This is a genomic window from Chroococcidiopsis sp. CCNUC1 (assembly GCF_023546805.1).
GTDB classification, from domain to species: Bacteria; Cyanobacteriota; Cyanobacteriia; order Cyanobacteriales; family Chroococcidiopsidaceae; genus Chroococcidiopsis; species Chroococcidiopsis thermalis.
Genome location: NZ_CP097480.1, coordinates 4,457,642 through 4,482,997 on the forward strand (window position 1 = coordinate 4,457,642; position 25,356 = coordinate 4,482,997).

20 protein-coding genes and 2 pseudogenes are annotated in these 25,356 nt (G+C 42.0%); 16 read left to right on the forward strand and 6 right to left on the reverse strand.

Features of this window, described 5'->3' with window-relative positions:
• Positions 1-197: 197 nt before the first annotated feature.
• The 5 genes and pseudogenes from M5J74_RS20490 to M5J74_RS20505 all read right to left on the reverse strand — a co-directional run.
• Entirely contained in the window at positions 198-452 is a 255-nt protein-coding gene (locus tag M5J74_RS20490; RefSeq protein WP_015155877.1) for a beta/gamma crystallin-related protein, read from the reverse strand.
• A 148-nt stretch (positions 453-600) separates the two neighbouring features.
• The gene (locus tag M5J74_RS20495) at positions 601-735 is read right to left on the reverse strand and encodes a helix-turn-helix domain-containing protein (protein ID WP_250013014.1); all 135 of its coding nucleotides are present in this window, start codon (positions 733-735) and stop codon (positions 601-603) included.
• A gap of 18 nt (positions 736-753) precedes the next feature.
• Positions 754-855, reverse strand: a complete 102-nt coding sequence (locus tag M5J74_RS33580; protein WP_199756046.1) for an AraC family transcriptional regulator — start codon at positions 853-855, stop codon at positions 754-756.
• Between the two features lie 721 nt (positions 856-1,576).
• Positions 1,577-2,311, reverse strand: a complete 735-nt coding sequence (locus M5J74_RS20500; RefSeq protein ID WP_015155878.1) for an SDR family oxidoreductase — start codon at positions 2,309-2,311, stop codon at positions 1,577-1,579.
• Between the two features lie 30 nt (positions 2,312-2,341).
• A pseudogene (locus M5J74_RS20505) lies at positions 2,342-2,677 on the reverse strand (SDR family oxidoreductase); the annotation flags it as partial.
• A 156-nt stretch (positions 2,678-2,833) separates the two neighbouring features.
• Here M5J74_RS20505 and M5J74_RS20510 point away from each other — a divergent pair.
• A complete protein-coding gene (locus M5J74_RS20510) occupies positions 2,834-3,754 on the forward strand; it encodes an AraC family transcriptional regulator (RefSeq protein ID WP_250013016.1) in 921 nt (306 codons plus the stop codon).
• Positions 3,755-3,984: 230 nt separating this feature from the next.
• On the opposite strand, the gene M5J74_RS20515 is transcribed toward M5J74_RS20510, so the two are convergent.
• Positions 3,985-4,518 (reverse strand): hypothetical protein, encoded by a 534-nt coding sequence (locus M5J74_RS20515; RefSeq protein ID WP_250013017.1) that lies wholly within the window; start codon positions 4,516-4,518, stop codon positions 3,985-3,987.
• Positions 4,519-4,581: 63 nt separating this feature from the next.
• Here M5J74_RS20515 and M5J74_RS33585 point away from each other — a divergent pair.
• The 15 genes and pseudogenes from M5J74_RS33585 to M5J74_RS20595 all read left to right on the forward strand — a co-directional run.
• Positions 4,582-6,105: pseudogene (locus M5J74_RS33585) on the forward strand (hypothetical protein); the annotation flags it as partial.
• Between the two features lie 120 nt (positions 6,106-6,225).
• The gene (locus M5J74_RS20530) at positions 6,226-9,519 is read left to right on the forward strand and encodes a hypothetical protein (RefSeq protein WP_250013020.1); all 3,294 of its coding nucleotides are present in this window, start codon (positions 6,226-6,228) and stop codon (positions 9,517-9,519) included.
• 543 nt (positions 9,520-10,062) lie between these two features.
• Positions 10,063-10,812, forward strand: a complete 750-nt coding sequence (locus tag M5J74_RS20535) for a hypothetical protein (protein ID WP_015155882.1) — start codon at positions 10,063-10,065, stop codon at positions 10,810-10,812.
• Between the two features lie 16 nt (positions 10,813-10,828).
• Positions 10,829-11,656, forward strand: a complete 828-nt coding sequence (locus M5J74_RS20540; protein WP_250013021.1) for a CpaF/VirB11 family protein — start codon at positions 10,829-10,831, stop codon at positions 11,654-11,656.
• Positions 11,649-12,566, forward strand: a complete 918-nt coding sequence (locus M5J74_RS20545; RefSeq protein WP_250013022.1) for a hypothetical protein — start codon at positions 11,649-11,651, stop codon at positions 12,564-12,566. The genes M5J74_RS20540 and M5J74_RS20545 overlap by 8 nt, the downstream gene beginning before the upstream one ends.
• A gap of 4 nt (positions 12,567-12,570) precedes the next feature.
• On the forward strand, positions 12,571-14,706 hold the full coding sequence (locus tag M5J74_RS20550) for a hypothetical protein (protein WP_250013023.1): 2,136 nt from the start codon (positions 12,571-12,573) through the stop codon (positions 14,704-14,706).
• 31 nt (positions 14,707-14,737) lie between these two features.
• Entirely contained in the window at positions 14,738-15,817 is a 1,080-nt protein-coding gene (locus tag M5J74_RS20555) for a hypothetical protein (RefSeq protein WP_250013024.1), read from the forward strand.
• Positions 15,759-17,042, forward strand: a complete 1,284-nt coding sequence (locus M5J74_RS20560) for a vWA domain-containing protein (RefSeq protein WP_250013025.1) — start codon at positions 15,759-15,761, stop codon at positions 17,040-17,042. Before M5J74_RS20555 ends, M5J74_RS20560 begins: the two co-directional genes overlap by 59 nt.
• 4 nt (positions 17,043-17,046) lie before the next feature.
• Positions 17,047-17,844, forward strand: coding sequence for a hypothetical protein (locus tag M5J74_RS20565; protein WP_015155888.1), 798 nt, complete (start codon positions 17,047-17,049; stop codon positions 17,842-17,844).
• Between the two features lie 8 nt (positions 17,845-17,852).
• On the forward strand, positions 17,853-18,893 hold the full coding sequence (locus M5J74_RS20570) for an ARC6/PARC6 family protein (protein ID WP_250013026.1): 1,041 nt from the start codon (positions 17,853-17,855) through the stop codon (positions 18,891-18,893).
• Between the two features lie 126 nt (positions 18,894-19,019).
• A complete protein-coding gene (locus M5J74_RS20575; RefSeq protein ID WP_250013027.1) occupies positions 19,020-19,403 on the forward strand; it encodes a hypothetical protein in 384 nt (127 codons plus the stop codon).
• A gap of 24 nt (positions 19,404-19,427) precedes the next feature.
• A complete protein-coding gene (locus M5J74_RS20580; RefSeq protein ID WP_250013028.1) occupies positions 19,428-20,810 on the forward strand; it encodes a VWA domain-containing protein in 1,383 nt (460 codons plus the stop codon).
• A 50-nt stretch (positions 20,811-20,860) separates the two neighbouring features.
• Positions 20,861-21,442: an FHA domain-containing protein gene (locus M5J74_RS20585; protein WP_250013029.1), complete on the forward strand. Its 582-nt coding sequence runs from the start codon at positions 20,861-20,863 to the stop codon at positions 21,440-21,442.
• Positions 21,443-21,485: 43 nt separating this feature from the next.
• Positions 21,486-23,252, forward strand: coding sequence for a PP2C family serine/threonine-protein phosphatase (locus tag M5J74_RS20590; RefSeq protein WP_250013030.1), 1,767 nt, complete (start codon positions 21,486-21,488; stop codon positions 23,250-23,252).
• A gap of 1 nt (position 23,253) precedes the next feature.
• Positions 23,254-25,332, forward strand: coding sequence for a serine/threonine-protein kinase (locus M5J74_RS20595; protein WP_250013031.1), 2,079 nt, complete (start codon positions 23,254-23,256; stop codon positions 25,330-25,332).
• Positions 25,333-25,356 lie beyond the last annotated feature (24 nt).

Consider the following 25,356-nt stretch of genomic DNA (forward strand, 5'->3'; position numbering starts at 1 on the left):
CCCGATGAGTGTCATCTGCTATATCACAAAGTATATCGTTATTAGTAAAGTTTTTCCGCAGCGATTGGAGCGCAGCATCAGAAAATTACGATAACCCCTGGCTAGAAGCAGATTGTCAGCAATAGATTGTTTCTGGCATTTTCTACTCCTACAAATAGGTAAAGAAATAGGGGAGATAATCCACCCTATTGCTTCACCTACCCAATCCTACGGAAGGATCTGATTGAGTCATTAGGAATGGTTCCAAGACCTATGTTAGGGTAACGTCCTGGTCCCAAATCGGCAGAGACACCCCGAAATTGAGAATCTGTAAAAAATCTCCAAGTTCCCTGATTAATGACAATTGAAGTCACGCGATCGTTAACATCATTACCTACATTTGGAGTGTCACTATTTGTTTCCACTAACTTGCCTCTGAAATTGCTGTCGTTATAAAGTTCTACAGCAGCCATTGTTTTTCTCCTTTGTGTATTTGGCAGATTTAGACAGAAGATGAGGGCGCGATCGCATTCCTTCTATCTCCTTGTTTTATCTATCCCAAGTGTAAAGAGTTCCAATGCTCAACTTCTTTGGTGATTCTGACCACGATTTATCAAATTCTTATGGCGAAGGGCGCACCTGTTTTGGTGTCATTCCGGTGAATCGCTTAAACTGTTGAGTTAAATGACTTTGACTGGAGAAACCTACTTGTAAGGCAATGTTGGCGATCTCCAAATCCGTTTTTGACAGCAGCATTTTTGCCCGCTCCACTCGCTATTCGATCGCATATTGATGCGGAGAAATCCCTGTAGCGCGTTTGAACAAACTAGCAAAATAGGTGGGGCTAATATTGATGACTTTGGCAATTTCAACCAGTGATAAATCTCTATTGCGATCTGCTGAAGCTGCAAATCGGTCTTAGAGAAGCAGTTCACGAGATTAACTCGATCGCTCTCTAGCTCCGATGTTTCAACAACTTGCGCGATCGACTCCGGCTTCAAGTAAATGTGCAGCATTGACTTATAGCTTACACTTTCCCCGCAGTGCCAGTAGCTCGGTTGTCCCGCCGGAACAAAAATACAGTCACCCTTTTGAACAATAGACTCATGCTTTGCGTTGTCACGCTTCTGGGTCAAATGAATGGGTTGTCCTAGCGGTAAGTTGAGCCAGTGATTTGACAGGGCAGGAATCTCAACTTCAGTTGATGTTGGAAAGCTTTGATACTGTTGAACCAAAATCTCATTTCAGCCCAAATGCTTACTGGATAACACCAGAGATTTATTTAACCACTGGTCGGGTTCGACTGAGCCGATCGAGTTACTTGTCGTAAATTTTGTTTTTAGCATTTGACCCATCTATTTGATTTGGTGCTATTGTTAAATTGGTCACACTGCAAAAAATTCTATCTACTTCCAGCAGGTTGCATCGCATCGAAAACATCAGTACGCCAGTAACTCTTCATAGCTTGTTCTAGGATGTGCCTGCAAACTACACGATCGACGATCTCAAACTGATGTATGTTACTTCTGGGCTAAATTTTTTCTTTTCAGGAGAATGTCAGTTTTTGTAAAACTTCGTTACAAACTGTGAGTGTTGCCTAGAATGCGCTGGCTGTTAGTCGGACAATCACTTCGTTGACATCAACATCGTCCGGCTGGGACACCGCATACAAAACGGCAGATGCGATCGCATCTGGAGTCAGTGCGGTTTTACGGATTTCCTTCATTAGGTCTTTTGCTGCATTATCTGTAATTTCTGCACCGAGTTGGGTTTCTACCACACCAGGAGAGATGGTGGTGACGCGAATATTTTTCGATTCCTGCCGCAGTCCTTCGGAGATTGCCCAAACTGCATATTTGGTGGCGCAATACACTGCGGCAGTAGGCACTACCAAATGTGCGCCGATAGACGCTGTATTGATAATCTGTCCGCCGCCTTGTGCCTCCATCATCGGCAAAGAAGCCGCAATGCCATTCAATACACCACGAATGTTCACGTCGATTGTGGTATCCCAGTCCTCGACTTTCAAGCTATTCAACGGGGACAGGGGCATCACACCTGCATTGTTGAAGATGACATCGACGCGACCGAACTTATCCTTGGTAAACTCAATAAAGGCTTTCACATCCTCGCGATTGGTGACATCGAGAGCTTTAAATTCGGCTGTACCCCCTTGCTGGTGTATTTCCTTGACAATCTTTTTCAGCTTTTCGGTTCGCCGTGCCCCTAGAACAACATAAGCACCATTTTGGGCAAGTAACTTGGCGGTAGCTTCTCCGATGCCACTACTGGCTCCAGTAATCGCAATGACTTTATTTTCTACGTTTAACATGACTTTTCTCGCGATTGAAGTTGATTTGAGTTAGAGAGATTGACCACCAGAGACTTCGATTCTCTGTCCATTCACCCAGCGATTTTCTTCAGACAGCAACGCTGCAATCGCACCTCCAATATCATCCGGCTCACCCACACGACCTAGAGCGGTTTGCGATGCGATGAAGCTGTTAATGCCTGGATTGTCCCGCACTCTACCACCGCCAAAATCGGTGACGATCGCTCCTGGTGCGACTGTATTCACCGCAATTTGCCTGTGTCCCAATTCCTTTGCTAGATACCGAGTCAGAACCTCGAACGCTCCTTTGGCGCTGGCATATGCGGCATAGCCTGGATAGGTAAAACGGGCAAGATCGTTCGTCATTGCCTTATCTTCTACAGTTGTAATTGAGCTGACTTCATCCTACGAATAGAATTGGGCTTTTCAAATACCTAAACCTATTGGATGATTGCCTAATTCTCCAAAACAGAGATTGTCATAGGTTCTATAATCGTTAAGAGTAAGGCTGAGCGAGTCTCTATGACGATCGAAATCTCCAATTCTGACGTAATCGCAGATCGGTGCCAAGAACTCGCGACACTGGTGATGCGGCACACCGAAGCCAACGGCAACATTATCCAACCAACTGCGATCGCGCCATTGGATTTGACGCGATCGGATGCTGTATCTACCGCACTTCATGGCGTGTATCAGCCGATCCTGGCGATCGTCGTGCAAGGACAAAAAGAAGTGTTGCTGGATGAACAGAGGTATCAGTATGGCGCAGGGCAATATCTAGTCGTTTCGGTCGATCTACCACTGAGTAGCTTTGTAGCCCAGGCGACACCCAACAAACCGTATTTAGGACTGAAACTAAACTTAGACCCGATGCAACTGTGCGATCTGGTTGCCCAAATGAGTTCTAGTGTGGGTAAAAAAGAGAACTCTGTCCGAGGTATATCAGTCAGCAACGTCGATGTTGAGGCGATCGAGTGTGCCTTCCGCCTGGTCAAGCTTTTAGATACGCCGCAGCATATCCCTATGCTGGCACCACTAATGATTCGCGAACTTTATTACCGTCTGCTCATCGGCGAACAAGGTGAAGCGGTGCGCCAAATTGCCACATCCGGCAGTAATATGCAGCGAATTGCCAAAGCCATTAAACTGATCGAGGCTGAGTTTGCCCAACAGATGCGGATTGAGAATTTAGCGAGGCGAGTCAGTATGTCTACTTCGTCGTTTCATCAACATTTTAAGCAAGTGACTTCGATGAGTCCGCTTCAGTATCAAAAGCAGTTAAGACTTTTAGAAGCACGTCGCCTGATGCTTGCCGAAAACGCTGATGCGGCGTATGCTGCCTATCGGGTTGGATATGAAAGTCCCTCACAGTTCAGCCGCGAATATTCGCGCCTGTTTGGTGCGCCACCGATGCGGGATATTGAACGGTTGCGAACTGCTTGAGCGCAACTAGTATCATCGGAAGAAAAACAGAGTAGGCACGTTTTATTGGGCGATCGCAATGACAATCGCCCTAATTTTGGCTAAACAAAGCTACTGTTTTAGTAGTCGTTAAAAAGACCATGCAGCAGAGTGCTTTTTCAACGATATTTTTTCCTCCCCAACTCGATCTAACTTTTAATAGCGTAGAGCTGTCTAAATATTAACGTTGCAACTATATATTCGTAGTCGTATTAACCAGGATTGTAACCGTGCTGCTGATAATAATCATCGGGATCGACAGATAATGGTAGAGAATCAAGGTCTTCACCATTGCGAATATCTTGCTGTACCTGCTCTTGGCGCTGTGCATAACTCTCGATCGCACTGAAGCGCGATCGCATTTTGTACTCGCCAAAATTCATCCCGCGAGCAGCCCAAGTTTCAGACATCCGGTTAAAGTTCTCTACTTCTAGCTTATTTTTATATTCCAATTGTTCCAGGTATCCCTCGCTTAGTCCAACCCAGATGGCATACTCAACATATTCTGGCTTGAGCGTGCCATCTGGGTTAAATTTCTTTCTCTCCTCTTGGGAAAATAAATCTTCAGCAGTATATTCTATCCAGGGTTCTGGATCGGTTTCGTCTAGTCTCTTCCATTCCTCATACTGGGATTTGAGTCCAGCCGCATAGTCATCAATAGCCGCATCACTTAATCCTTCAGCTAGTAGCTGGATTTTTGCTTCTTCTTTAAGAGTTCCATCAGCGTTGAATTCTTTTTTATTCATATTTATCCAACGTTTAACTCTTGTCATTCTTAATTCCATAAAAACTCAATCTAACTCAGTTTTATGGTGCTTATTTTTAACCACTTCGATCCTCGGCTTAACCAATGGATACATACCGATGGCAATCGACAGAATCCTAACTCAATTTTAAAGGAGGAATTGGATAACACACTGCTAGAGTTTTTCTTGCCCGATCGACAGTTTTCCTTTGGACAGATGGATGAATATAGTACGCCAGAGGACTTGAAAAATCATTCAAGTGGTCAGGTGTTACTGTTCTCCTCCAAGTCAAGGCTACTGTATGGTTCGCCAGAGTGCCTAGAAACGGTAGAAAAACTTTGTCCCGATCGCAAAGACAGAGGTGCTTATGGTTCGAGCTTTTTAGGTAGTTGCAAAAACGCTATTCATGATGAAAAACTCAATATTCTAGTCGTAGATGATGCTACGGGTGCGAATGGAGGAATATTGCCCGATGCTGTAGCATACCGCTTAGTAGGCGACTGCTACGGTCAGATTTCGCCTCAACTATATGACAAACTAACTCGAAGGCAGCCAGAGGAGAAATACAGCGTTATACAACACCGTTTTGGCTGGCGAGAGGGTGATGGAGAAGATACCAAGTATAGGTTTGGTAAAGGAACGCTGCGACCGTATAGCTTGGATCGGATTAAATATGCAAGCTCCAGCAATAAACCAAAAATTGATCTAATCCTTCCCCTCTCTAGTTTCAAAGGGACTGATAAAGATAATCCCAACACTCCGATCAAACCACAAATTCAGCCAGGGCTATACAGCCAGAGAATTTGGTTATGAGAAAAATCCCAGTCCCAACAAGGTAAAACCGCTATTTCTCAACTTCTCGCGTCTTTTCCTCAAGGGATGAAGGACGTAGTTGAAGAATTGGAAGCGCAGGCGATAAGACTTGCCCAAATTCAGGACGATCCTAGAAAAGTTGCTCAACTCTACTGCGAGCAATACGAGAAACGCAAGACAATTGCAGATGAGAGGCGATCGCCGACAGACCTAGCCGAAACACCACCAGATTTAGAAGAAGGCAATTTAGACGACTATGACTCCCAGACTCAAAAAAATGACTTGTTGACGTACAGGCTGATTAAAGCCGATCTGCAAGGTCACTGCCAACTCCTAGAAACAGAAAAAGTCAAACACCAGTTGAGTCGATTTGTCCAACAACAGTGGCGCGACATTGCCCTCGGTCGCACGCTCAGCTTCGACCGAGGAACGATTATTTCCTCCAAGAAACTCAAAAATGGCGAAATCTGCGTCCCTTGGTTTGATGAAGGTGAAAAAGTTCTCAACTTTCGTTCGCCATTCCTCAACTCCAATGGCTTGTGCGTATCCCTCAACAAACACGTCGAAGACTACATCGGACCAGACGGCAGACCGTTAGAAGGCATCATCGTAGTCAACGATGAAGACCATCAGCGGATTCAAGCGCGAATTGCCGCACTGAAAGCACAAGGAATCGAGACACGAGAAGTAGATCCAATCGAAACAGAATCAGAACGCCAAGGGCGCGACTTCGATGGCGACTGCATTGGCGTAGAGTTAGCAAGTAGATACCCTAATGGGACTTTGAAGAAAACTGGTAATAGAATAGCTTCAAAAGCAGAGCCAGAGCTAGTTTTACATCGATTGGTAATGTTTCCTTACCATGCTTAAGTTTCAGCCAGTTTTACCTTATCGATGTATTGTCCTTGCCATGCATGGATTTCAGCCTCTTTTAGAGCTAAAAACTTTCAAAGTCCCACTAACCTGACGGCAGAAGCCGAAGCAAGAAACCTTCCCCAAAACGCCTACGCACCTACTCTCAAGCTGAAGAAACAATCATTCTATAGAGAAGATGGTACTCAACCACTCTTTGAAGAAATTGCCATTTTCATGTCCGATAGCATTAGCGTTGGTGTCATCAACAATCAAGTCACCGCACTGGAAGCCCTGGAGTCGGAAATTGAGATTTTAAAAACTTACGGTGACTCCCAACAACAATCGGAGTATTTAGATACTGTAGCAAACCATTATCAGAAATTATTCGAGCGAGAAAGTGATGCAAAAAATCTCAAATTGATTCGGGAAGAATATAGAGCGAGGATGAAGGAAATCGTTGACTTAGCATCAGCCCAAAATAGAACGCCTGCGGTAGTAGAGCAAGCAATGTCGATCAATCGCAGCATCTACCGCAGCATGATTGAATCAGGATGCTTTCAAAACCAAATAGCTGTCGATACGTTCAAGAGCGCCCGCGCCCCTGACATGGAATTAATTCAAGAGAATAAAAGATATTTGTACCGAGATGTCAGCTATATCAAGGATAAAAAACTACCATTTGCTTACTTAAATGAAGCGATCGCGCCTGGAGGTTATTCGCCAGTCGAGTTACTTATTGCTCAAACCAACAAGTATTTTCAACAGTCTCAATTGGAATCTCGTCCCATCGTCCAATTTCAAGACTTGTTTAAAGACGTAGAATTTACACCTCAACAAAAGTTTGCCGCTCTCCTTGCCAAACACGAGTTCGATCGGAAATTTAACGAAGCTACCCGACTGGAGCAGCGCCGCCAAACCGAGCAAGGACCGTATGCGATTGTACAGACTCTGGGCGGAGCGCAAATTGAAATTACTAACTTAACTCGCTACGGACACCCCCTAATTTGGAATGCTCAAACTTTAAATATCAAACTGAAAGAAATTCCAGAACAACAGCGCACCCCAATGCGATCGCACGGGCTTCTGGCAGTAGCACAAATTGGTGCTGAAATGGAAAACGGACAACCGAAGTATCGCCCTTTGGGTACAATCAGCCAGCAGTCTATTCAAGACTACAAACTGAGGGCTGGTATGACATCAATTGGAGCAACCCTAGTTGAAATCAAACCCCAGCTTAAACCTAGCCAAATCAAATTGCTGTTCGGGCAAGCTAACGCGATCGCCGAAAGCTTCCGTGCTGCTATTCCCGAATCACAACGCTTATCATCTGCCGCTGCCGCTTGGAGTGTATCTGCTACTCGCGAAGACGATCTAGAGAAAAAATCTAAAATTTCCCAACCAAATCGAGAGATGGCTTCAGAAAACTCAGATAGCAGTGAAGCACAACAGCAAGAAGATACCCGAAAAAAAGTCTCAAATTTTGTCTTTGCTGCCTTTGGATCGGAAATTTTATCAAGGTTGAACCAATTGCAGTTTGCCAATCTAAAAATCACGGGGATTGAAAAAGAAGGCGATCGCTTTCAACAGAAACTATGGAACTTGGAGGAAAAGCATGAAATCGAGATCGGACAGAGCGATCGTCCAGTAGGAAGCGAACGGCATGACTCTGTAGCTGTCTTTGTGAAAGACAACGATGGCGAGTACAGAGAATACGGCATTTTGGAACAAAGAACTGGCAGATTGCCGATCGGTACTAAAGCACGAGCATCCATACTACCTGGAGAAACCTACACGGCTAAAGCAACACTGGTCCAGGTGGGCAAACCCGCTATAGATTTCACCATTCGAGAAATTAGTAAGTTCTCCTATGCCGATAAAGTATTTAACAACGAATCAGTTATTCTATCAGTCTGTCAAGTACCAATCCCTAACGAAACGGTAAAAATCAAACTAGGCAAATGCACTTTGGGAGAATTAGATGCTGATTCTATTCATGCTTTGAAACAAGCTAACTATCTCAATAATGGTAGTTTCTTAAAGCTTAAACTTAGAACTATCGAGGATAGCAGGCATGAAGGAGCATTCGTTATTGGAGAATCGCCTAATGGGAATTTGTTGAGAATTAACAAGATTAATTATTACGACTTTAAAGGAGAAGAATTTCAAGATGGAGATTACAGCATCGGACAAATTGAAATGACTCCAGCTAAAGTGAGAAATGTTGTATTTTTGGAGGGAAAACCGCTAGGAGTTCTGTTTTACAAGCAAGACAAAGAAGCCTTAAAACAGTTAGGTATTCTCCAAGTAGGACGGCAGGTAGCGGTGCAATGCAATCTACAGAGCAATTTCAGCCATGCTTTTGTCCAAGTCGATCCCGCGACAGTCCAATACCCCGAAATCTGGACGAAGCAGAAGGGAGCGATCGCCTTTGCAGCAGCCCCAGATGCAATGATAGAAAAGAGCGAGCTTTTTCTGTCGAAAATCAAAGAACGTCCTACTATCCTATTTGCTAACCCAGAAGACAAAGTGCTAGGACTGGTGGGACTGGCAGTTGACGATCGCAAAGTGGAAATTGTAGATGACTGGCTGCGATCGCGCTCGATTGAATTTAGCCCAATCTCCGCCCAAGAAGCACCTATAGAAACCAAGAAAGGACTAGCAGTCCGCTATTTAGCTGCTAGCAGCATCAAACCTCAAGACATGGAAGCACTCAAGGCTAAGGTAGGTACACCTCTAGATGCTGCAAACTACAGCACTCGCTTGGGTTCTCTACCCAATAGACCGCAACCGATCGCCGAAAAACCGACTAAACTTGTCAAATCCCAGACTCTCGACAGTAATGCAGCACCAGCTCAGGCAGCAGGTGTAACCCCAGCACCCAGAGATCGAAGCCATCAGGAGCAATCCAACCAAGAGGCGACAACTATTCCCAATAGCTCTGCAAAACCTGCTTTGAACGGTAAGTACTCTACCCTTCACCAAATGTCAAATGAGGAGCGACAAGTATCGCAATTTATCGAACAACAACGCTGGCAATGCAAGCAACTGTACGAACAATTATCGCGGCAAGTGCGTCAGTATCCTGGTTTTAATGATGCTTCAAATTGGGAAGTGGATGTAGGAGTTGCACTATTAGTGCTGAAAGAATCCTCTGATGCTAACGAAGTTGGGCGGGTCTTATCCCAATGCGATCGACTGCAAGAGTGGAAAGCTACATTGCCCCAAGAGGAGTACAAGACCAAAGGGAAGAGTTACATCGAGCAAGTTTATACTCAAGCTCATAGCATACTGGAAACCCAACAAGAGCATAAGCAGGGACTAGAAATTGAGTAGAAGCATGGCTGCGATTGCGCTTTACTAACTATCCTTGGCTGAGGAGCTGGGAGGCAAATTTAATTTGCCTTCTCAATATTTGAATGGATGTAGGTTTTCTTGCTGAGAGTTAATCCTGTCTAGTTCGGTCTTTTACCAACTAGAAACAAAGCGATCGCCAAGCGAATTTTATGCATTTATAACATCAAATCGTAGAATTAGGATGCGTCTGCTTTTGCCAAATCAAACGAAGTAAAAAAATATACACAAAAGCGTCCTGTTTAAAGATTTAACTGCGGCATTTACAGAGAACTTATATAAGTATATTTGATTTTAAATAGAAAATCCGTAGAATTAACGAAATCATTCACCTATTTAATAAGTTATTACTGAAAAGGTAAAACTTAATAACAAAATAGCTTTAGTTAAAGCTATTTTTGCGCTAACTATTTTACATTTAGTAGTTAATCTATATTTTTCAGGTAAATATACTAACAATTTCATAGAAAATTGACGACTATTGCAATCGAGCGCAGAAGTTATCTAAAAATAAGGCGGCTTGAAGTGGGAGTAGTTTATATAGGCGATCGCGCCGTTGGCAAAACGCATTTAGCTATGGAATTAGCTAATCCTCACAATGACTATGTTAAAGTTTCTAGTCCTGACTATGAAAATCTCAAAAGGCTATTGTTTGATGAAGATCTGGGTAGAACTAAAGCTACAGATGCTCAAAATCCAGTCGATGAACGCTACCTAGAGATCCAAATTCGTCTTCCTACTGGTTTGAAAAAAGTAGCAGTAGATTGGGTAGATACTCCTGGCGAAATCTGGCGTAAGACTTGGCAAACAGATCGTCCAGATCAGTGGAATAATTTTCTAGAAGCAGCTAGTAAAAGTGAAGGCATTTTACTCATACTCTCACCGTATCGAGAGATGTTAAAATCCAGCGTTAATTCAGAAGAGTTTATGACACAACAGCAATGGTGTAATAGATTCGATCGCTGGGTAGAGTTCTTTCGTCGAGATTGTCCTAAAGTAAAGCACTTAACTCTTTGCTTAAATAAAGCAGATCTCTTCTGCGACATCGCTCAAGAGGCTCGACAACTTGCATATCAGCCTCATGGTTCATCGATGAATTGGCAACAACGCCATAGTTATGTCTTTAATCGATATTTTAGAGCGGTTCATCCACAGATTGAGCAAATCAATCGAAGTATTTCAGGTTTATCAGTTCGGTGCTTTATTACAAGTATTTATAATCGTTCTCTCTTAGAGTTGCCCTGGATATATCTAGGTAGCTTCTTAGCAAAATAGTCAAGGAGTATGTGAAATGGGTAACATTTGTGTTATTGGTCCTAGAAGCTCTGGAAAAACAACTTATCTAGCTGCTTTAGCATATTTTCCGGATCGCAAAAACGTAGGTACAAGCTCTAGCAGCTTTAACATCCAACCTCTAAATGAAGATGCAAAAGAACTAGCTGCTAAAGCTGAAAATATTATTTGTGAAGGAGCTTCATTAGCACCTACAGAGGTAGCAGGAGGCATAGATTCTCTACCATACTACTCTTTTAGACTTGAGAAGAAACAACAATTTAAAAAATCCGTTGAAATTAATTTAGCTGTCAGGGATTATCCTGGGGAGATTTTTGAAGAATTAGAATCAGGAACGTCTAATTCCTTGCATGAGGAATTCATGAATGAATGCTTAATGAAGGATGTGACTGGATGCTTGATTTTATTAACCGAATGGCAAAAAGGAACTGATAAGTTTTACAAGCGAGTGCTAGAACGATTTATCAAATTAATGGACGATCGCGATCGCATTGCTGACTTACGGATTGCTGTAGCTATGAGTAAGTGCGAACGGGGCGAACTTTGGCCCTGTCGTCTAGAACCAGAAATGGATCTGTTTGACGTTCATCTGCCGAAAATAAAAACAACTTTACAAACAAAAATTCCAGAGAAGAATTTACAGTTTTATGCAATCTCAACCTTTGGAGTTTTGAAACGCAACGATCCGCGACCGAATCGCATAGATGAAATTGGCACTAACGGTAGACATTCTGTTTTGCGGAATGCATCTGCATGGCGACCTTACAACACGATCGCCCCTCTTTGTTGGCTGAGTAATGGAAAAAGGATGAAAGCCGATGCTTGATTGGTTAACGAAACGCAAGACAACACAGGGAACATCTGAAGCCATTCAAAGTAATGGGGTGCTACGAGTAATTGGCGATCGCGCTTCTGGCAAAACGACTTATATGGCATCTCTGGCGCGGTGGCCCAATGCCGAACCCTCTAGCCCCGTGCAAAACGTGACCCCTGTTAATGAAGAAGGAGAGGAACTAATTGCTAAGGCGCAAAACATTCTAGAACAGGGATTGGAGTTAGAACCAACTGACTTGAATGCCAGTGCAATAGATGTTAAAGATTATACTCTCAGCATTGCTTTAAAAGGACAGTTTTCTTGGAAAAATCCAAAGGCTAGCGCCCCTTCGCAGTTAGTCACGCTGAACATTAGCTGTAAAGATTACGCAGGGGAGTTTTTTACCGATCTGCTCTATCAAGCTGGTGACTCGCGGTTACAGGACTACCTTGAGGATTGTTTGCAGGCGACGGGAATCATGTTTTTAATTGATGGTACGACCCATCGTAAAGATTCTGAGTATGCCAACGGTCTTGATAAGTTCTTAATGGCGCTCGATCGCACTGATATTGGTGCAGAAAAGCGCCGCGTTGGTTTGGTAATGACCAAGTGCGAACAACCGGAATTATGGATCAAGCGCCACCAGCCGCGAGAACTTGCAGCAGCAAGATTTCCCCAAGTGAATCGCAGGCTGCAATCTTGGCAGCAAATGGGTGCAGGTAGTGTAGAGTTCTTTACTACTTCAGCTTTTGGGATGCTGGGGACTCGCTATCCCGAACCCAACTCAAAGCGGATCAATCGCGATCGCAATGGTACAACTTCTGTACTTAAAGATCCCAAGCGTTGGCGACCGTTCGGCTTGGTAGCTCCGATTTACTGGCTTTGCACGGGCGATCGGCATAAGGAATTAGATAAGGATTGACCAGATGATGACTACACAGACAGAAATTCAGATTCATGAATTCAGCACTGGCATCCGCGCTGAGAGAACTGCTGACGGTGGTTGGGTGTCGCTGGGCTTCACTGGGCAGTACATGAATGCAACTATCGATCCCATTCCTCATGCTGTCCAGCGTTCAATTGCTAACAAAGAATTTGCAGTAGCGGAGGGTGCCACTAGCGATGAACCAGCGATTATTGGTCGTGTGGTGTCAGGGAGTGAAGAGTCTGATTGGTCAGTCATTGCCATAGTGACACGCGGACGAGATGAAAAGGGGCGGAGTGCCTCTTTCTACCGTTACTTTCTTTATGAGGGAGACAAGAGAGTTAACAACCTCTGGAAAATACTGGGCTGGATTGAAAATTATCAGCAATTGCATAACGGGGAAATGCCTGTTTTTAACCCGTTTGATACTAAAGAGATAGAGCAACCTAATTTATGCCCTAGTTTTACTCCGCCTCAGATCGATCTACCACCTGAAACTGAAAATTTACTCATCGATTCCTCCACACCGATTCTGATTCCGCCAGATTCAGAATATACATTACAGGTCGTCAGTAGGCTGGCTAATAAAAAAGTCATAAATGACGGTAATAATCAATTAGTCTCATGGGCGTATAATGTTGAAGCCCTGGAGCAACCAGGACGATTTTTTATCGTTCGAGCTGCTAGCGATCGCGCCTACGAACTGTTGCAAAAAGCCAAACTTAGCATTCCTCAAGCCACGACACTAGATGTAGATGAACAAGCCATCAAATCTGCAATTAAGGGATTGATCAATAGTTCCAGGGTGAAGCTTGAACACGTACAGGCGATCGCAGAACCTTTAGGAAACATCGAAATTCCTGAAAGCTATTGGAAAGAAATTTTTGACGGTCAAGGTGCTAATAATGCACTCAAGCAAGGAATTTATAGTCCTCAAATGGTGCGGCTATTAACGCTGAGGGCTATTGTCATTCCAGAAACGTTAGTCGATTATCTTGCTTGGCTAGAGAAAGGGAGTAAACAGAATGAGAACTCTACAATATCTGCTGAGTTTCAATCTCAAATCAGAAATTCTTTAAGTCAAATTTCTGCCACAGCACCAAACCTTGAAGTCAAGATTATTGAAGGAATCAGGATTTTACTTCCCCAGCTTCTCACTCAAAAAGTTTCAGTAGACATCGTATACCAGTTGTTTACAACTACAAACGGACTTTGGGCTAAGTTTCATTATCAAGTCATTCAAGACATCGAGCATGATTTGCAGTTGATGAGCAAATTTGCTAGAAGCTCTCAAGATTTAGATTTTAAACTAACAGAACAATCTTGGCAGAAGATCTGGGAAGAACTCAAAAAATACTGGCAAATACGTTCTTGCGTGCCACAGGAGAAATATCAGGCATTTGCTAAGCTTTTTGAGCAGTTAGGCTATTCCAAATTATCAGTAATTTTCTATCACATAGGATTGGGCAAAGTTCCCAAAAATATTTTTTTTCAGGTTCGTCCCAATGATTGGCAGTGTAACCTTTATGGTATTGGCGTTGAAAGAGAAATAACTATTCCAGAATTTTTGTGGCTTGTAATATTAAAAATCGGGAGTATAGAAGTGCGCGTTCCATTTGTAATTATATTGACAATACTTAGTCTTGTACTTGGCTTAGCAGGTGGTAAGTTTTTACTTGCAGGTTCGTCAACCACTCAGCCCACAGAGGCTGTAACACCTAATAATCAAGGAAGCACAGCTTCTACACCTTCTAAAGACAAGCCATCCGAGACATCCGAAGAACAATCAATCCAAAACCCTAAAAAACAGAAGGCGGTAACACAATTTGAAACTACAAAAAGATCTATTAAAACATTCGTTGAAAAATTATCAAAAGATGATGATTTTCAACGCTTAATCAGAGAGGAAATTAAAACTGTTTTTCAAAAATCAGATTTAAGCGACGAAATATTTAAAAATACATCTGGCGATAAAACTGAAGAGTTGAAATGGATAAATGCAATTTATTCTTATCAAAAAGCCAAATTCAATAATGACGAGGCTAAAGCTGACGGAATTATCAAAGACAATGGAGACACAATTCAAAAATTAAAACAAGACATAGTTAAAAAATTGAAGAAAGAAACTGAAAAATGATATTTTATCAATTTTAATAGCTAAATTTATCATGAGAATTTATCTTTATATATTAGCTGGAATTACTTCGGCATTAATTGGCTGGAATCTAGGTCAATTTATCCTGACTGAGCAAGGCTTTATACAGCAGTTTCCATCTATAGTTCTGTCTCCTTGCATAGCAATCTCTCTTGCCATTGCCTTTGTCTTTACTGAAATCTTTGTCAGTAACCCGACTAGACCAAAAATGAATTTAAAAATTGCTGTGCTTCCTGTCAGTATTGCGGCTGGACTGGGATTACTGGCGGGTTTAGTTGCTGGGGGGATTTCTGAAATCTTGTTCTTGCCAGCAATTCGCGTACCCACGCCAATTGTAAGAACTCTAGGCTGGTTGCTTATTGGTAGCTCTACAGGCATTGCAGAAGGAGTGACTTGGCGCTGGCGCAGTATCGAAGCAGGGGATCGCAAGCGTTTCCAACAACGCTTTTGGACGGGTTTAATTGGCAGTATCGCTGCTAGTTTAGCAGCCGCTTTAATATTCGAGATGCTACGGCAGTCATTACCCGAACTGATGCAGGCGATGAAAAAAGTTGAAGATCCCATCGGCTTCTCAATTTTAGGAACTTTACTCGGTTTCGTGTTTAGCGTTTCCACATCTCCTAGCTACATGGCTGCACTCAGAGCTGGAGCGGGTTTTGAGTACACTGGAGAGCCAATATATGACGATAGCAGCGATCGCAATGCAAATGCACATCCCATCATTGACAAGCAATCCAAACTAAAGTTTGTCACCGATAGCGAAGCAGATCAGATCGAAGAAGGTCTATCAATTCAACTACCTGCTAAAGGAAAAATCGGTATTGGTTCTGATGAAAAGGCACACATCCGCATCCCTGGATTACCTTTACATGCGGCTGAAATAGAACTTCAACCTCGTCAGACAACTCTAGTTCCCGACCCTAAATTTTTCCACACCGTAGAAGTCAATGGTGAACGTTTGACTTCCCGCAGATCGATTCGCTTGAAACATAACTTCGTTTTGACTTTTTACCTCCAAGACAAAGGTACAGACAATGAGAAAAAATTATTCCGGTTTGTCTACTACAATCGTTTTCTGGACCCGCAGGCTTAGCTTATCTATATTGCTGGCTGGTTGTCTTTGCAGTCCCAGTTGGGGTCAAGTTAAAACTATCGAAATCGTGGGCAATCCCACAGTTCATGAGGATGAAGTTAAACTCCGCATCAAAGTTACAGACACTAATAATAGACCTTTGATGGGTCTACAGCCAACTGATTTTAATGTAGAAGTTGACAAAACAACAGTTAAGTTTAAAAGCAAAAACTGGAAAAGTTCCGAACAGACCGAACCCCCTCCCACCTGGATCGTAGTGCTGCTGGATTTCAGTGGTAGTATGCAGCAGATGGATAGCCGAGGAACAACCAAGCTTGAGGGTGCGATCGCGGCTATCAGAAAATTTACAGCAGCCATAGCAGAGCGAAGTCCCAATACGCAAATAGCAATTGTACCCTTTGGCGATCCTGGTGTTAATTGCAGTGGCTATCCAGTTGATAGAGAGAATCTGGATAAGTTTTTCCCTGCTAGTGATTTTAAACTCGGTAACTACCTCGATTTTCTTGGCGGTCAAATTCCTTGTGCTTCTACCAACCTTTACGAGCCTGTAACTAAAACCATCAACTTTTTAAGCAGCCTAGAAGATAGCCGCTTTTACGTAACAGAAAAAGCCTCAGAAGAATCTTCGCAGCCGCAACCAAAACTAGCCGTTGTTCTTTTATCTGATGGCTATCACAACAAACCTAACGAGCAACAAGATTTTGACAGCCTGATCTCATTGTTAAAGCAAAATGACAGAATTATCGTTCATACTTTGGGTTACGGCTTGACATCAGAGCAACTGGGACAAAAATATCAGCTTAAACATCCTGCTACACGAGCAGATATTGGTACAGCTCCAAATAAAGTCCCAGAGGAAGAGTTTGTTGACCAAAAGCGTTTAGCAGAAATAGCTAAAGCGACTGGTGGGATTGCTGAATTTTCTCCTGATGCTGAGACAGTCGCCGCTAAGTTGAAAGTCTTCCTAAATGCTCTACTCGGAGAGTATGAGATTGTCTACACCGATCCCAGTGGCGAACGAGGCTCCAAGCACGATGTTAGCGTCAAAGTCCAATCGGTAACATCAGAATCCAAGCCTTACACCATAACAGTATTCGGGCGATCGCTACCGTTGTCAACACGCCTACTAATGTTGGCGATCGTATTACTAACAATCGGCGTTGCTGGTGTACTTCCGTTTTCGCTTTGGGCAAAACACCTCAAACGTGAAGCGCAGGAGGCTTAGTGAAATGTTTCTTCCTGCTCAAAGCAGCATAAAAAAGGCACTAGTCTGCTTCATGCTATTAATTCTCGCTGGGTGTAGTACTGCCGTCAAAAGTGCCAACACGGTAAGCAGCACATCAAATAAATGTCCCGATCGACCTGAAGGTTCATTAAGTAGCGATCGCGTCAAATCTATATATTTTGGCTCTCAAACTGTAAAAGAAACAGGTGTGGTTAGTCCTGGTAAAGACCAGGGATATGCTTTTGAAGCGAATGCGGGTCAAAGGATTAGCTATCGGACTAATCAAAACATTTGTACCTGGGTTTTCACACCCAACAATGAAATCGTCAATAGTACAAATTTACCCTTAGATGGTAAATACACGATGCAGGTTGCGGCACTGACAGGCTCTACAACTTTTGAAATCGAAATGGGACTAGGAGAACTAGAACGAGTATCTAAAAATTATACCTTTCAATCTACATCAGCTAATTCATCTGCCCCCCAAAGATATCAATTTTCCTCATCTGACTTTCCTAAAACATCCTGTGGCGATCCTCTTCCTAGCGATTCACGTGATTATCCAGTCACCTTTTATCCAGTATTCATCCCATACAACGAGACTAATTTAGACAAAGCGCGATCGCTTTTTTGTCAAGATGCTCTGAAAGTTCGACGGAAAGATACCCAAGAAATAGCAATTCAAGTTGCATCGTTTACTAACGAAGAAAAATCTAAAGATTTTGCCAATTTTGTTAATTCTGAAATTAGTGATGCTGAAGTTGGTCAGCCTACAGTTAGAACTCTCAATCTTAATGAATAGGTTTTTATATGATGAAAAAGCTATTTATATTTTCAATACTATTAATAATTAGTGGATGCCAAGCATTACAAAAAGTTTCACCACCACCTCAAACTGCTCAAGCATCTACAGGATGCCCTGAAAAACCTAAAACTGCTTTAACTAAACCGGAAGAAAGTCAATTAAATAATCAATCGCTCATTAAATCTGGTCAAGCTAGTGCTGACAAATCTGTTGGATATACATTCACCGCTCAAGCTGGTCAAAAGCTAAGCTATCGCACTAATGATGATATTTGTATCTGGATTTATGCTCCTGATACACAACTTTTAAGTAGTGGAGAGTTGCCACAAACTGGAAAATATGCTCTTCAAGTATCTGCGCCTAAAGGATCTACAACTTTTAACTTAGAAATGAGTTTAGGGACTCTAGAGGCTTCTCAATCTGCTGTAGCTTCTTCAAAGGAAGAGGCTTCTACTTCAAAAACTTCTAGTTCAGAAACTCCAAGTCCTACTATAGAAGATTCTACAACTTCTGCTGATAATTCTACAAGCACTTCTAGTTCAGAAACTCCAAGTCCTACTATAGAAGATTCTACAACTTATACTGATAATTCTACAAACACTTCTACCTCAGAAACTCCTGCTTCTAATTTTTCAACAACAGAAGCAGCTGATTTGAGCCAAGACGAAGCAATTGAATTGGTTCAAAACTGGTATAAAGCCAAACCCTATATTTTTGGTCCTAGTTTTGACCGAAGTTTAGTTGAGAAATACGCAACTGGAAAATTGTACCAGGATAAATTAAAGCCTGGTGGTTCAATTGATTGGCTTAGCAGCCATGATTCTTACTACACTTATAAATTTTCTACAATTAATAAAGTCATTTCATTTTTTTATTCAGGAAGCCGACCAGCAATTATTGTAAATGTTTCTGAAGAATTATACCTTCACGGACCAAAAGCAATTGATCGGAAGAATTCAGGTTTATACACTTCAGACTTTATTTACCTGTTCGAGAAAGACAACGGAGTTTGGAAAATTTATGACTATAAGAAAATAACTCGTTAAATTTGGTAGGGAATTCGATAATTAAGAATAACAAAAATTCTGAATTGTGAACTAGTGAATGGGGAAAGTAGTGAGTCAGTAAAGTGTTGGATGAAGTCAAATCTATAGATGGGATTTGGTTGTTCTATGACAAAATATGCATTAATTCTAAAAACTCAAGATTCTCAAAATGAATACAGATATGTCTTAGACTTAAATCCGATCCAAGAAAATAATCCAGAACAAGTTTTTAACTTAGAAATTCGCGAAAGCCTCCGCAATAACTTACAAAAACAGAGTCTGTGCAAAATCAATGATACTTATCTCAATCGAGCAATCGCCAATTGGATTCAAGATATTAAAGAAGGATATCGAGATAGTTTAATTACTCTGGACTTACCATCATTACTTGCTACAAATCTTTCCAACTTACAAGAAATAGGAAATCAAAAAATACCAGCTTTAATTGAACCAAGCATTTCAGATATAGAACCATGTGGGGGAATGCTACCACTACTGCTTTTTTCATAATAATTAACTAGGAGATAATACAGAATGCTAAATGTAGCGATCGCCTCTCACCGAGAATTCTTACCAGCCGACGCACCAGAGCAAAAGTTATTTTTGATGCTGAAGCTACGACCGACAAAAGAAGTTTCTACCACACGTCCCTCCACCGCCTTTACTTTTGTCATCGATACCAGTGGTTCGATGTATGAAATTGTCACTGGCGTTCCACAACCTACTGGTAGAACCTATCAGGTTGATGGCAATTATTACCATGAAGTGACAGGAGGAGAGTCAAAAATAGATATTGTCATCGAATCTTTACGCCAGCTGATTCATTCAGGAAAATTAGACCGTAGCGATCGCATTTCCATTGTGCAATTTGACGATCGAGCCTCAACCATTATTGGACTAACACCTGCAACCGAAGTCAGTAAATTGGAAGATGCGATCGCCAAACTCCGTAATTTTTCAGGCGGTACGCGCATGGGTTTGGGTATGCATCACGCCTTAAACGCGATCGCAGATCGAGATATGACTTGTCGCCGGACTTTACTTTTTACCGATGGACAGACATTTGATGAAGAGCAATGTCGAGAACTAGCTAAACAATTTGCGACCAATAACATCCCCATCACAGCTCTGGGAGTTGGCGAGTATAACGAAGAACTGCTGATCTCGCTGAGCGATACTACTGGCGGTCGTCTCCTACATATAGTTCCAGAAAACGCGACTGGAACTCAAGTTTCAATTGCCGATTTGCCAAAAGCGATCGCTGAAGAATTCACTCAAGCACAGCAGGAAGTCATAACTAACCTAGCGATGACGGTCAAGACAGTTAAAGGAGTAAAACTCAGCCGCATTGTCCGCGCTTATCCTTCCCAAGCTGAATTTCCTTTAATTCAGGAACCCTACCCCATTGGTAATGCTGCGGCTAATGATGAAACAGTTTTTATTCTAGAGTTCGCCGTAGAAAGCCGAGCAGCTTCTCGCGTCCGCATTGCACAACTTGGCTTAACCTACGATGTCCCAGGACAAAACAGGCGCGGCGAACTTCCCCCGCAAAATTTAGTCTTGCAATTTGTTGCAGGATCGGATTTTGCCGCTCAAGTCGATCGCGAAGTGATGGACTACGTACAACAATGCAATATTGCTCAACTAGTAAGCGAAGCGACAAAAGTTGCAGAGCAAAATCCTCTACGTGCGGAAGAACTGTTAGAAACAGCACGCCGCATGACTCAAAGAATTGGCAATCAAGCGATGACGGAATCTCTGACAGAAGCTCAAAATGAGTTACGTAAAACCCGCCGCATTTCTTCAGGTACTTCTAAAACAATCAAAATGGGTTCCAAAGGTAAGACCGTCAGAATTGGTGGCGATATAAATGACGTGATTTTAGAAGATCAAATTCGTCAACTCTCAGGGACGTAAATTTCGCGATTTTTTCAATATTCTTCACTCAAAAATCAGGAGATAAATTAATGGCTGCTACTTGTCCTTCTTGTCTGCATGAAAATCCAGTTGGTACAGAATTTTGTGAAGTCTGTGGTTCTGAAATTGGTTGTACATCTATAGAAGCTCCTTTACCTCCTATTCCAGTTCAGATAACGGCTTCAAGTGATGCTACAGTCGCTACAGAGATTCAACCCCCAATACCACAACCCGCACCGCCAGTTCCTCATCCGTCACCCACAATAACTAATTCTTCCAGTGCTACTAATGGAGTAGATAACGCTAAACTCATTTCTAAACAAGCAGGTGCATCTATTTCAGAATTTATTTTAGATGGAAATAATGTAGTTGTGGGACGGTTCGATCCAGATACAGGTCCGGTGGATTTGGATTTAGAAGGATTCAGTGGAGATGAAACAATTTCACGCAATCATGCAGAAATTTATTACGAAGGAAATCAATGGAAAATCAAAGATCTTGGTTCGACCAATGGTGTTTTTATTAAACGTTATGGACAAAGACAATTCGGAGCTAGAATCACTATCCCAGAGATGATGATTTCTGGAGACGAAATTGCATTTGGAAAAATTCGTTTTCTATTTCAAGCTTGATGAAAATAGTAGTGCTTATTCTAGCTTCTAATAATTTTATCCTATGACAACATTGTTAACTGAATCTGCATCTTTATCTGTTCAAGAAAATATTTGCTGCTACATAGCAAATTTTAGAATAGAAATTTTATCTCATCTGGGTCAATTTGCAGATATTCATTATTTCCAAGCCACGATCTATAGTTACGAGACTGAAACAGATGAAGTCAATTCCGAAAAGTTGGGATTACTGCGTGTAGGTTCTACAGATGGTGGACTCAATCGCGAACTACAGCTACGGCAAGCACTTGGAAATTACAAGATGGTGGCTGAATTGCTGGCTGCTGTAACAGAAGATTCAGTTTATGTATCTGCCAAAAAAATAGAAGAGGAAGCGAGCGTTTCGCGAAGCGATCCCTACGAAAATCGCGTAGACGAATTCAGCGATGACAATTTAGTACCAATAATAGAAACAGAATCAGAGTATTTAGAGGAAGAGTTCTATGAAGAAATAGAAATTGGTTCTGAGGTTACAGGACGTAAACTCATACTACTAAGTTATTTACCAAATCCTGAAGAAACATTAGAAGCTTGTTTAACTCAGGATAATTGTTTAGAGCAGATATTATTCCTTTCAAGCCAAATCTGCCAATTCTTCCGCTATACTTCTCAGCAGTCTTGGTGTTTCATTCAAATATTTCCTCAATTCATTCAAACAGGATCGCTAGTTAAATTTTTCGATTTAACAGGTGCTTATTCTGTTGGCGATCGCCTCTCGTCTGGTTTCATAGGAAACTACTGCGCTCCTGAAATTGCCTACGACAGTAATTGTACTATTGATGAGCTAAAGAGTACCTATACAGTAGGTTCATTATTATATCAAGCAATTCATCGCCAGCTTCCATCTCAAAGTCACAGTCCCTCTTTGGACATCAAACCAATTCCTCTCTTACATCAAATTATCAAAACCTGCCTTTCCCCGCTACCTGAAGAAAGATTTCCTTTATCACAATTATTAAATCTACTAGTAAAAAGCCGTCAGTCTATACTTACTCCTCGCATCCACTGGGAAGCATACGCTCAGTCAACAGTGGGATTGAGCCGCTTACAAAACGAAGATAGTTATGGAATTAGACAGCATTATTTCAGTAATTTAGAGCCACTCATATTAGGAATTGTAGCCGATGGTATGGGAGGTATGACTCAAGGAGATTTAGCAAGCAATCTAGCCGTACAAACGGTACTTGATGCTCCTATACCTGCCGATCTAATGAATCAGAGTCAACGTGCTGAATGGCTAATCTCTTTAGTAGAAAAAGCAAATGAATGCGTAACCGAGCGCGTGCGAGAGGGAGGGACGACTTTAAGTATAGTTTTAGCAACTGGACAAGATTTAGCGATCGCTCATGTGGGAGATAGCCGGATTTACTTATTAAGAAAAAATCGGCTTTGTCAGTTGAGTGAAGATCACTCAATGGTATCTATGCTAATTGCTAGCGGTCAGCTCGCTTATGAAGAAAGTCATACTCATCCAGACCGCAATGTTTTAACTAAGTCTCTTGGCTCAAAACCAAGGTTAAGTGAAGGCTATATTCAAACTTTAAGCCGTTTCGGTACAGTAGCAATGCCGCTTGAAGATGGCGATATTCTGATTCTCTGTTCTGATGGAGTTTGGGATTTAGTTCCACCAAACGAGTTAGCTGAAATTTTTACCTGCGATCGCACCATTAACTCTGCTGTGGAATTAACCATCGAGCAAGTGTTGGCGCGGGGAGCGCATGACAACGCCACCATTTTAGCATTAAAGCTTTGCATAAATCATTCATACTAAAATGTCTATTTCCTGCCCAACCTGCTTGACTAATAATGCTGATACAGCAGCTAATTGTATTAGTTGTGGTACACCTTTGACAGAGGCATCTTATTATTTGCCTCCTGGTACTTTACTTCAGCAAGGAAAATATAGAATAGAAGAAAAAATCGGTGAAGGCGGTTTCGCCATTACTTATAAAGGATTTGACATAACTCATTCTAGATGTATTGCTATTAAAGAAAACTGGCCCGAAAAAGCTAGCAGACAGGGAAAAAGTGTAATTTGGTCCTCTAGTATCACGCCTCAAGAACGGCAAAAACAGCTTCAAGAATTGAGGTATGAAGCAGAGCGAATCAAAAAATGCAATCATTCCAGTATTGTAGAAGTCTATGAATCTTTTGAAGAAAACAATACTGCATACATGATTATGGCTTTTGTTGAAGGTAAAACTTTAGCAAAAATTCTTAAAGAACAAGGGTTTCTTCAGGAAGAACGTGTTAAGCGTTACTTTATTCAGATTGCTGAAGCTTTGCAGATCGTTCATGCTAACCAAATTTTGCATAGAGATATTAAACCAGATAATATTCTGATTAACGATCGCGATTTACCGATTCTGATTGATTTTGGAGCCGCCAGAGAGTTTATTACCGATAAAACCCAGCATCATACTCAAATTGTTAGTGAAGGATATGCTCCATTAGAACAATATAGTTCTCGTGCTAGACGTAGTGCTAGTACTGACTTGTATGCCTTATGTGCTTCAATGTACGAGCTATTAACAGGAAAATTACCTGCCTCGGCAACAGAAAGAATTGCCGCAGAAACGCTGATTTCTCCTCGACAGCTAGCACCTCAAATCAGCTCAACGATGGAGCAAGTCATCTTAACTGGTATGAAAGTGCGAGTTGAGGAACGCTTTCAAACGGCAGATGAATTAATTTATGCTCTAAAGGGTAAGTTTGTTTCTCCAAGCCTAAAGCGATCGCGTCAGCTAGTTCAGCAAAATAAATTAATCGAAGCTATTCAAGCTTATGAAAAATGTTTAGCTAGCGAGCCAAATAACGGTGAAGCAGCCGTTGAGCTTGCATTAGTTCAAATTCATGTCAATGACAGTCAAGCAGAAATTGCTGCCCGAAAAGCTATTCAACTAAAACCAAATGATGGCAGGGGCTATGGAGTTATAGGGCTTGTTAATTGTCGTAAATCAAATTGGTTAGAAGCAGTAAATCAGTTACAGCAAGCAGCCAATCTATCACCCAATGAAGCTTGGATGCAAGCCAATCTAGCATGGGCATTTGGCAAATTGGGTAAGTGGCAACAAGCTGAGACTGCTGTATCCAAAGCACTTCAACTCGATAATAATTCTGCTTTTGCTTTAGGACTACAAGCATGGATTGCTGTAAATCAACAGCAATGGAAACCAGCCATTCGTGCTGCCAGACTTGCCATCACCAAGTCCAAACAAACTCATACTCATCAATGTCAGGAACTACAAAATTGGGTATATCCTTGCCTAACGATTGCACTAGATCGGGCAGTCACTTCTAAGCAGGCTCATGATGTAGACAGGTGTATTCAAGAGTTTGTAACTCAAGTACCTGACAGTTCGTTTATTTGGGGTTTCAAAGGTTGGAAGCAAGCATCACTTGGTTTGTGGGCTGATGCCATACCAAATTTTCAACAAGCAAAATGTCAGGCACAAACACCTGGCTGGGTACTGTTGAATTTAGGAATTGCTTACGAACATCTGCAAAATATTCAAAAAGCGATCGAAGTTTATGAAACTTGCCGCCAGAGATTTCCCAACGATCCCTTTACTTTATTTCGTCTAGGCACACTTTTGGGACAACAGAGCCAATGGTCGCAAGCATGCTCATTCCTAGAGAGAGCAATTCAGCTAAAACCGGAATATGCAGAGGCACAACATAATTTAGGTTGGGTTTTACTCAACATTAAGGATCGGGATGGCAATGTTACAAACTTTCGTGAAATGCGATCGGCTTATCGTAAAGCAGTCGAACTTTATTCACAGCAGCAAAAATACGATTTAGCACAGGCTGTTAAACAAGCCTTTCACGCGGTTGGAGTTGAGATTTAGCTAGAATGTAACTCAGTTTGTAGC

What these genes read in the sequence shown, in the direction of transcription:
- M5J74_RS20565 (WP_015155888.1), top strand. Translation starts at nt 17,047, where the DNA reads ATGTTTCTTCCTGCTCAAAGCAGCATAAAAAAGGCACTAGTCTGCTTC.
- M5J74_RS20550 (WP_250013023.1), top strand. Translation starts at nt 12,571, where the DNA reads ATGATGACTACACAGACAGAAATTCAGATTCATGAATTCAGCACTGGC.
- M5J74_RS20540 (WP_250013021.1), top strand. Translation starts at nt 10,829, where the DNA reads ATGGGTAACATTTGTGTTATTGGTCCTAGAAGCTCTGGAAAAACAACT.
- M5J74_RS20575 (WP_250013027.1), top strand. Translation starts at nt 19,020, where the DNA reads ATGACAAAATATGCATTAATTCTAAAAACTCAAGATTCTCAAAATGAA.
- M5J74_RS20500 (WP_015155878.1), bottom strand. Translation starts at nt 2,311, where the DNA reads ATGTTAAACGTAGAAAATAAAGTCATTGCGATTACTGGAGCCAGTAGT.
- M5J74_RS20570 (WP_250013026.1), top strand. Translation starts at nt 17,853, where the DNA reads ATGATGAAAAAGCTATTTATATTTTCAATACTATTAATAATTAGTGGA.
- M5J74_RS20595 (WP_250013031.1), top strand. Translation starts at nt 23,254, where the DNA reads ATGTCTATTTCCTGCCCAACCTGCTTGACTAATAATGCTGATACAGCA.
- M5J74_RS20545 (WP_250013022.1), top strand. Translation starts at nt 11,649, where the DNA reads ATGCTTGATTGGTTAACGAAACGCAAGACAACACAGGGAACATCTGAA.
- M5J74_RS20495 (WP_250013014.1), bottom strand. Translation starts at nt 735, where the DNA reads ATGCTGCTGTCAAAAACGGATTTGGAGATCGCCAACATTGCCTTACAA.
- M5J74_RS20530 (WP_250013020.1), top strand. Translation starts at nt 6,226, where the DNA reads ATGTATTGTCCTTGCCATGCATGGATTTCAGCCTCTTTTAGAGCTAAA.
- M5J74_RS20490 (WP_015155877.1), bottom strand. Translation starts at nt 452, where the DNA reads ATGGCTGCTGTAGAACTTTATAACGACAGCAATTTCAGAGGCAAGTTA.
- M5J74_RS20510 (WP_250013016.1), top strand. Translation starts at nt 2,834, where the DNA reads ATGACGATCGAAATCTCCAATTCTGACGTAATCGCAGATCGGTGCCAA.
- M5J74_RS20580 (WP_250013028.1), top strand. Translation starts at nt 19,428, where the DNA reads ATGCTAAATGTAGCGATCGCCTCTCACCGAGAATTCTTACCAGCCGAC.
- M5J74_RS20590 (WP_250013030.1), top strand. Translation starts at nt 21,486, where the DNA reads ATGACAACATTGTTAACTGAATCTGCATCTTTATCTGTTCAAGAAAAT.
- M5J74_RS20555 (WP_250013024.1), top strand. Translation starts at nt 14,738, where the DNA reads ATGAGAATTTATCTTTATATATTAGCTGGAATTACTTCGGCATTAATT.
- M5J74_RS20515 (WP_250013017.1), bottom strand. Translation starts at nt 4,518, where the DNA reads ATGAATAAAAAAGAATTCAACGCTGATGGAACTCTTAAAGAAGAAGCA.
- M5J74_RS20560 (WP_250013025.1), top strand. Translation starts at nt 15,759, where the DNA reads ATGAGAAAAAATTATTCCGGTTTGTCTACTACAATCGTTTTCTGGACC.
- M5J74_RS20585 (WP_250013029.1), top strand. Translation starts at nt 20,861, where the DNA reads ATGGCTGCTACTTGTCCTTCTTGTCTGCATGAAAATCCAGTTGGTACA.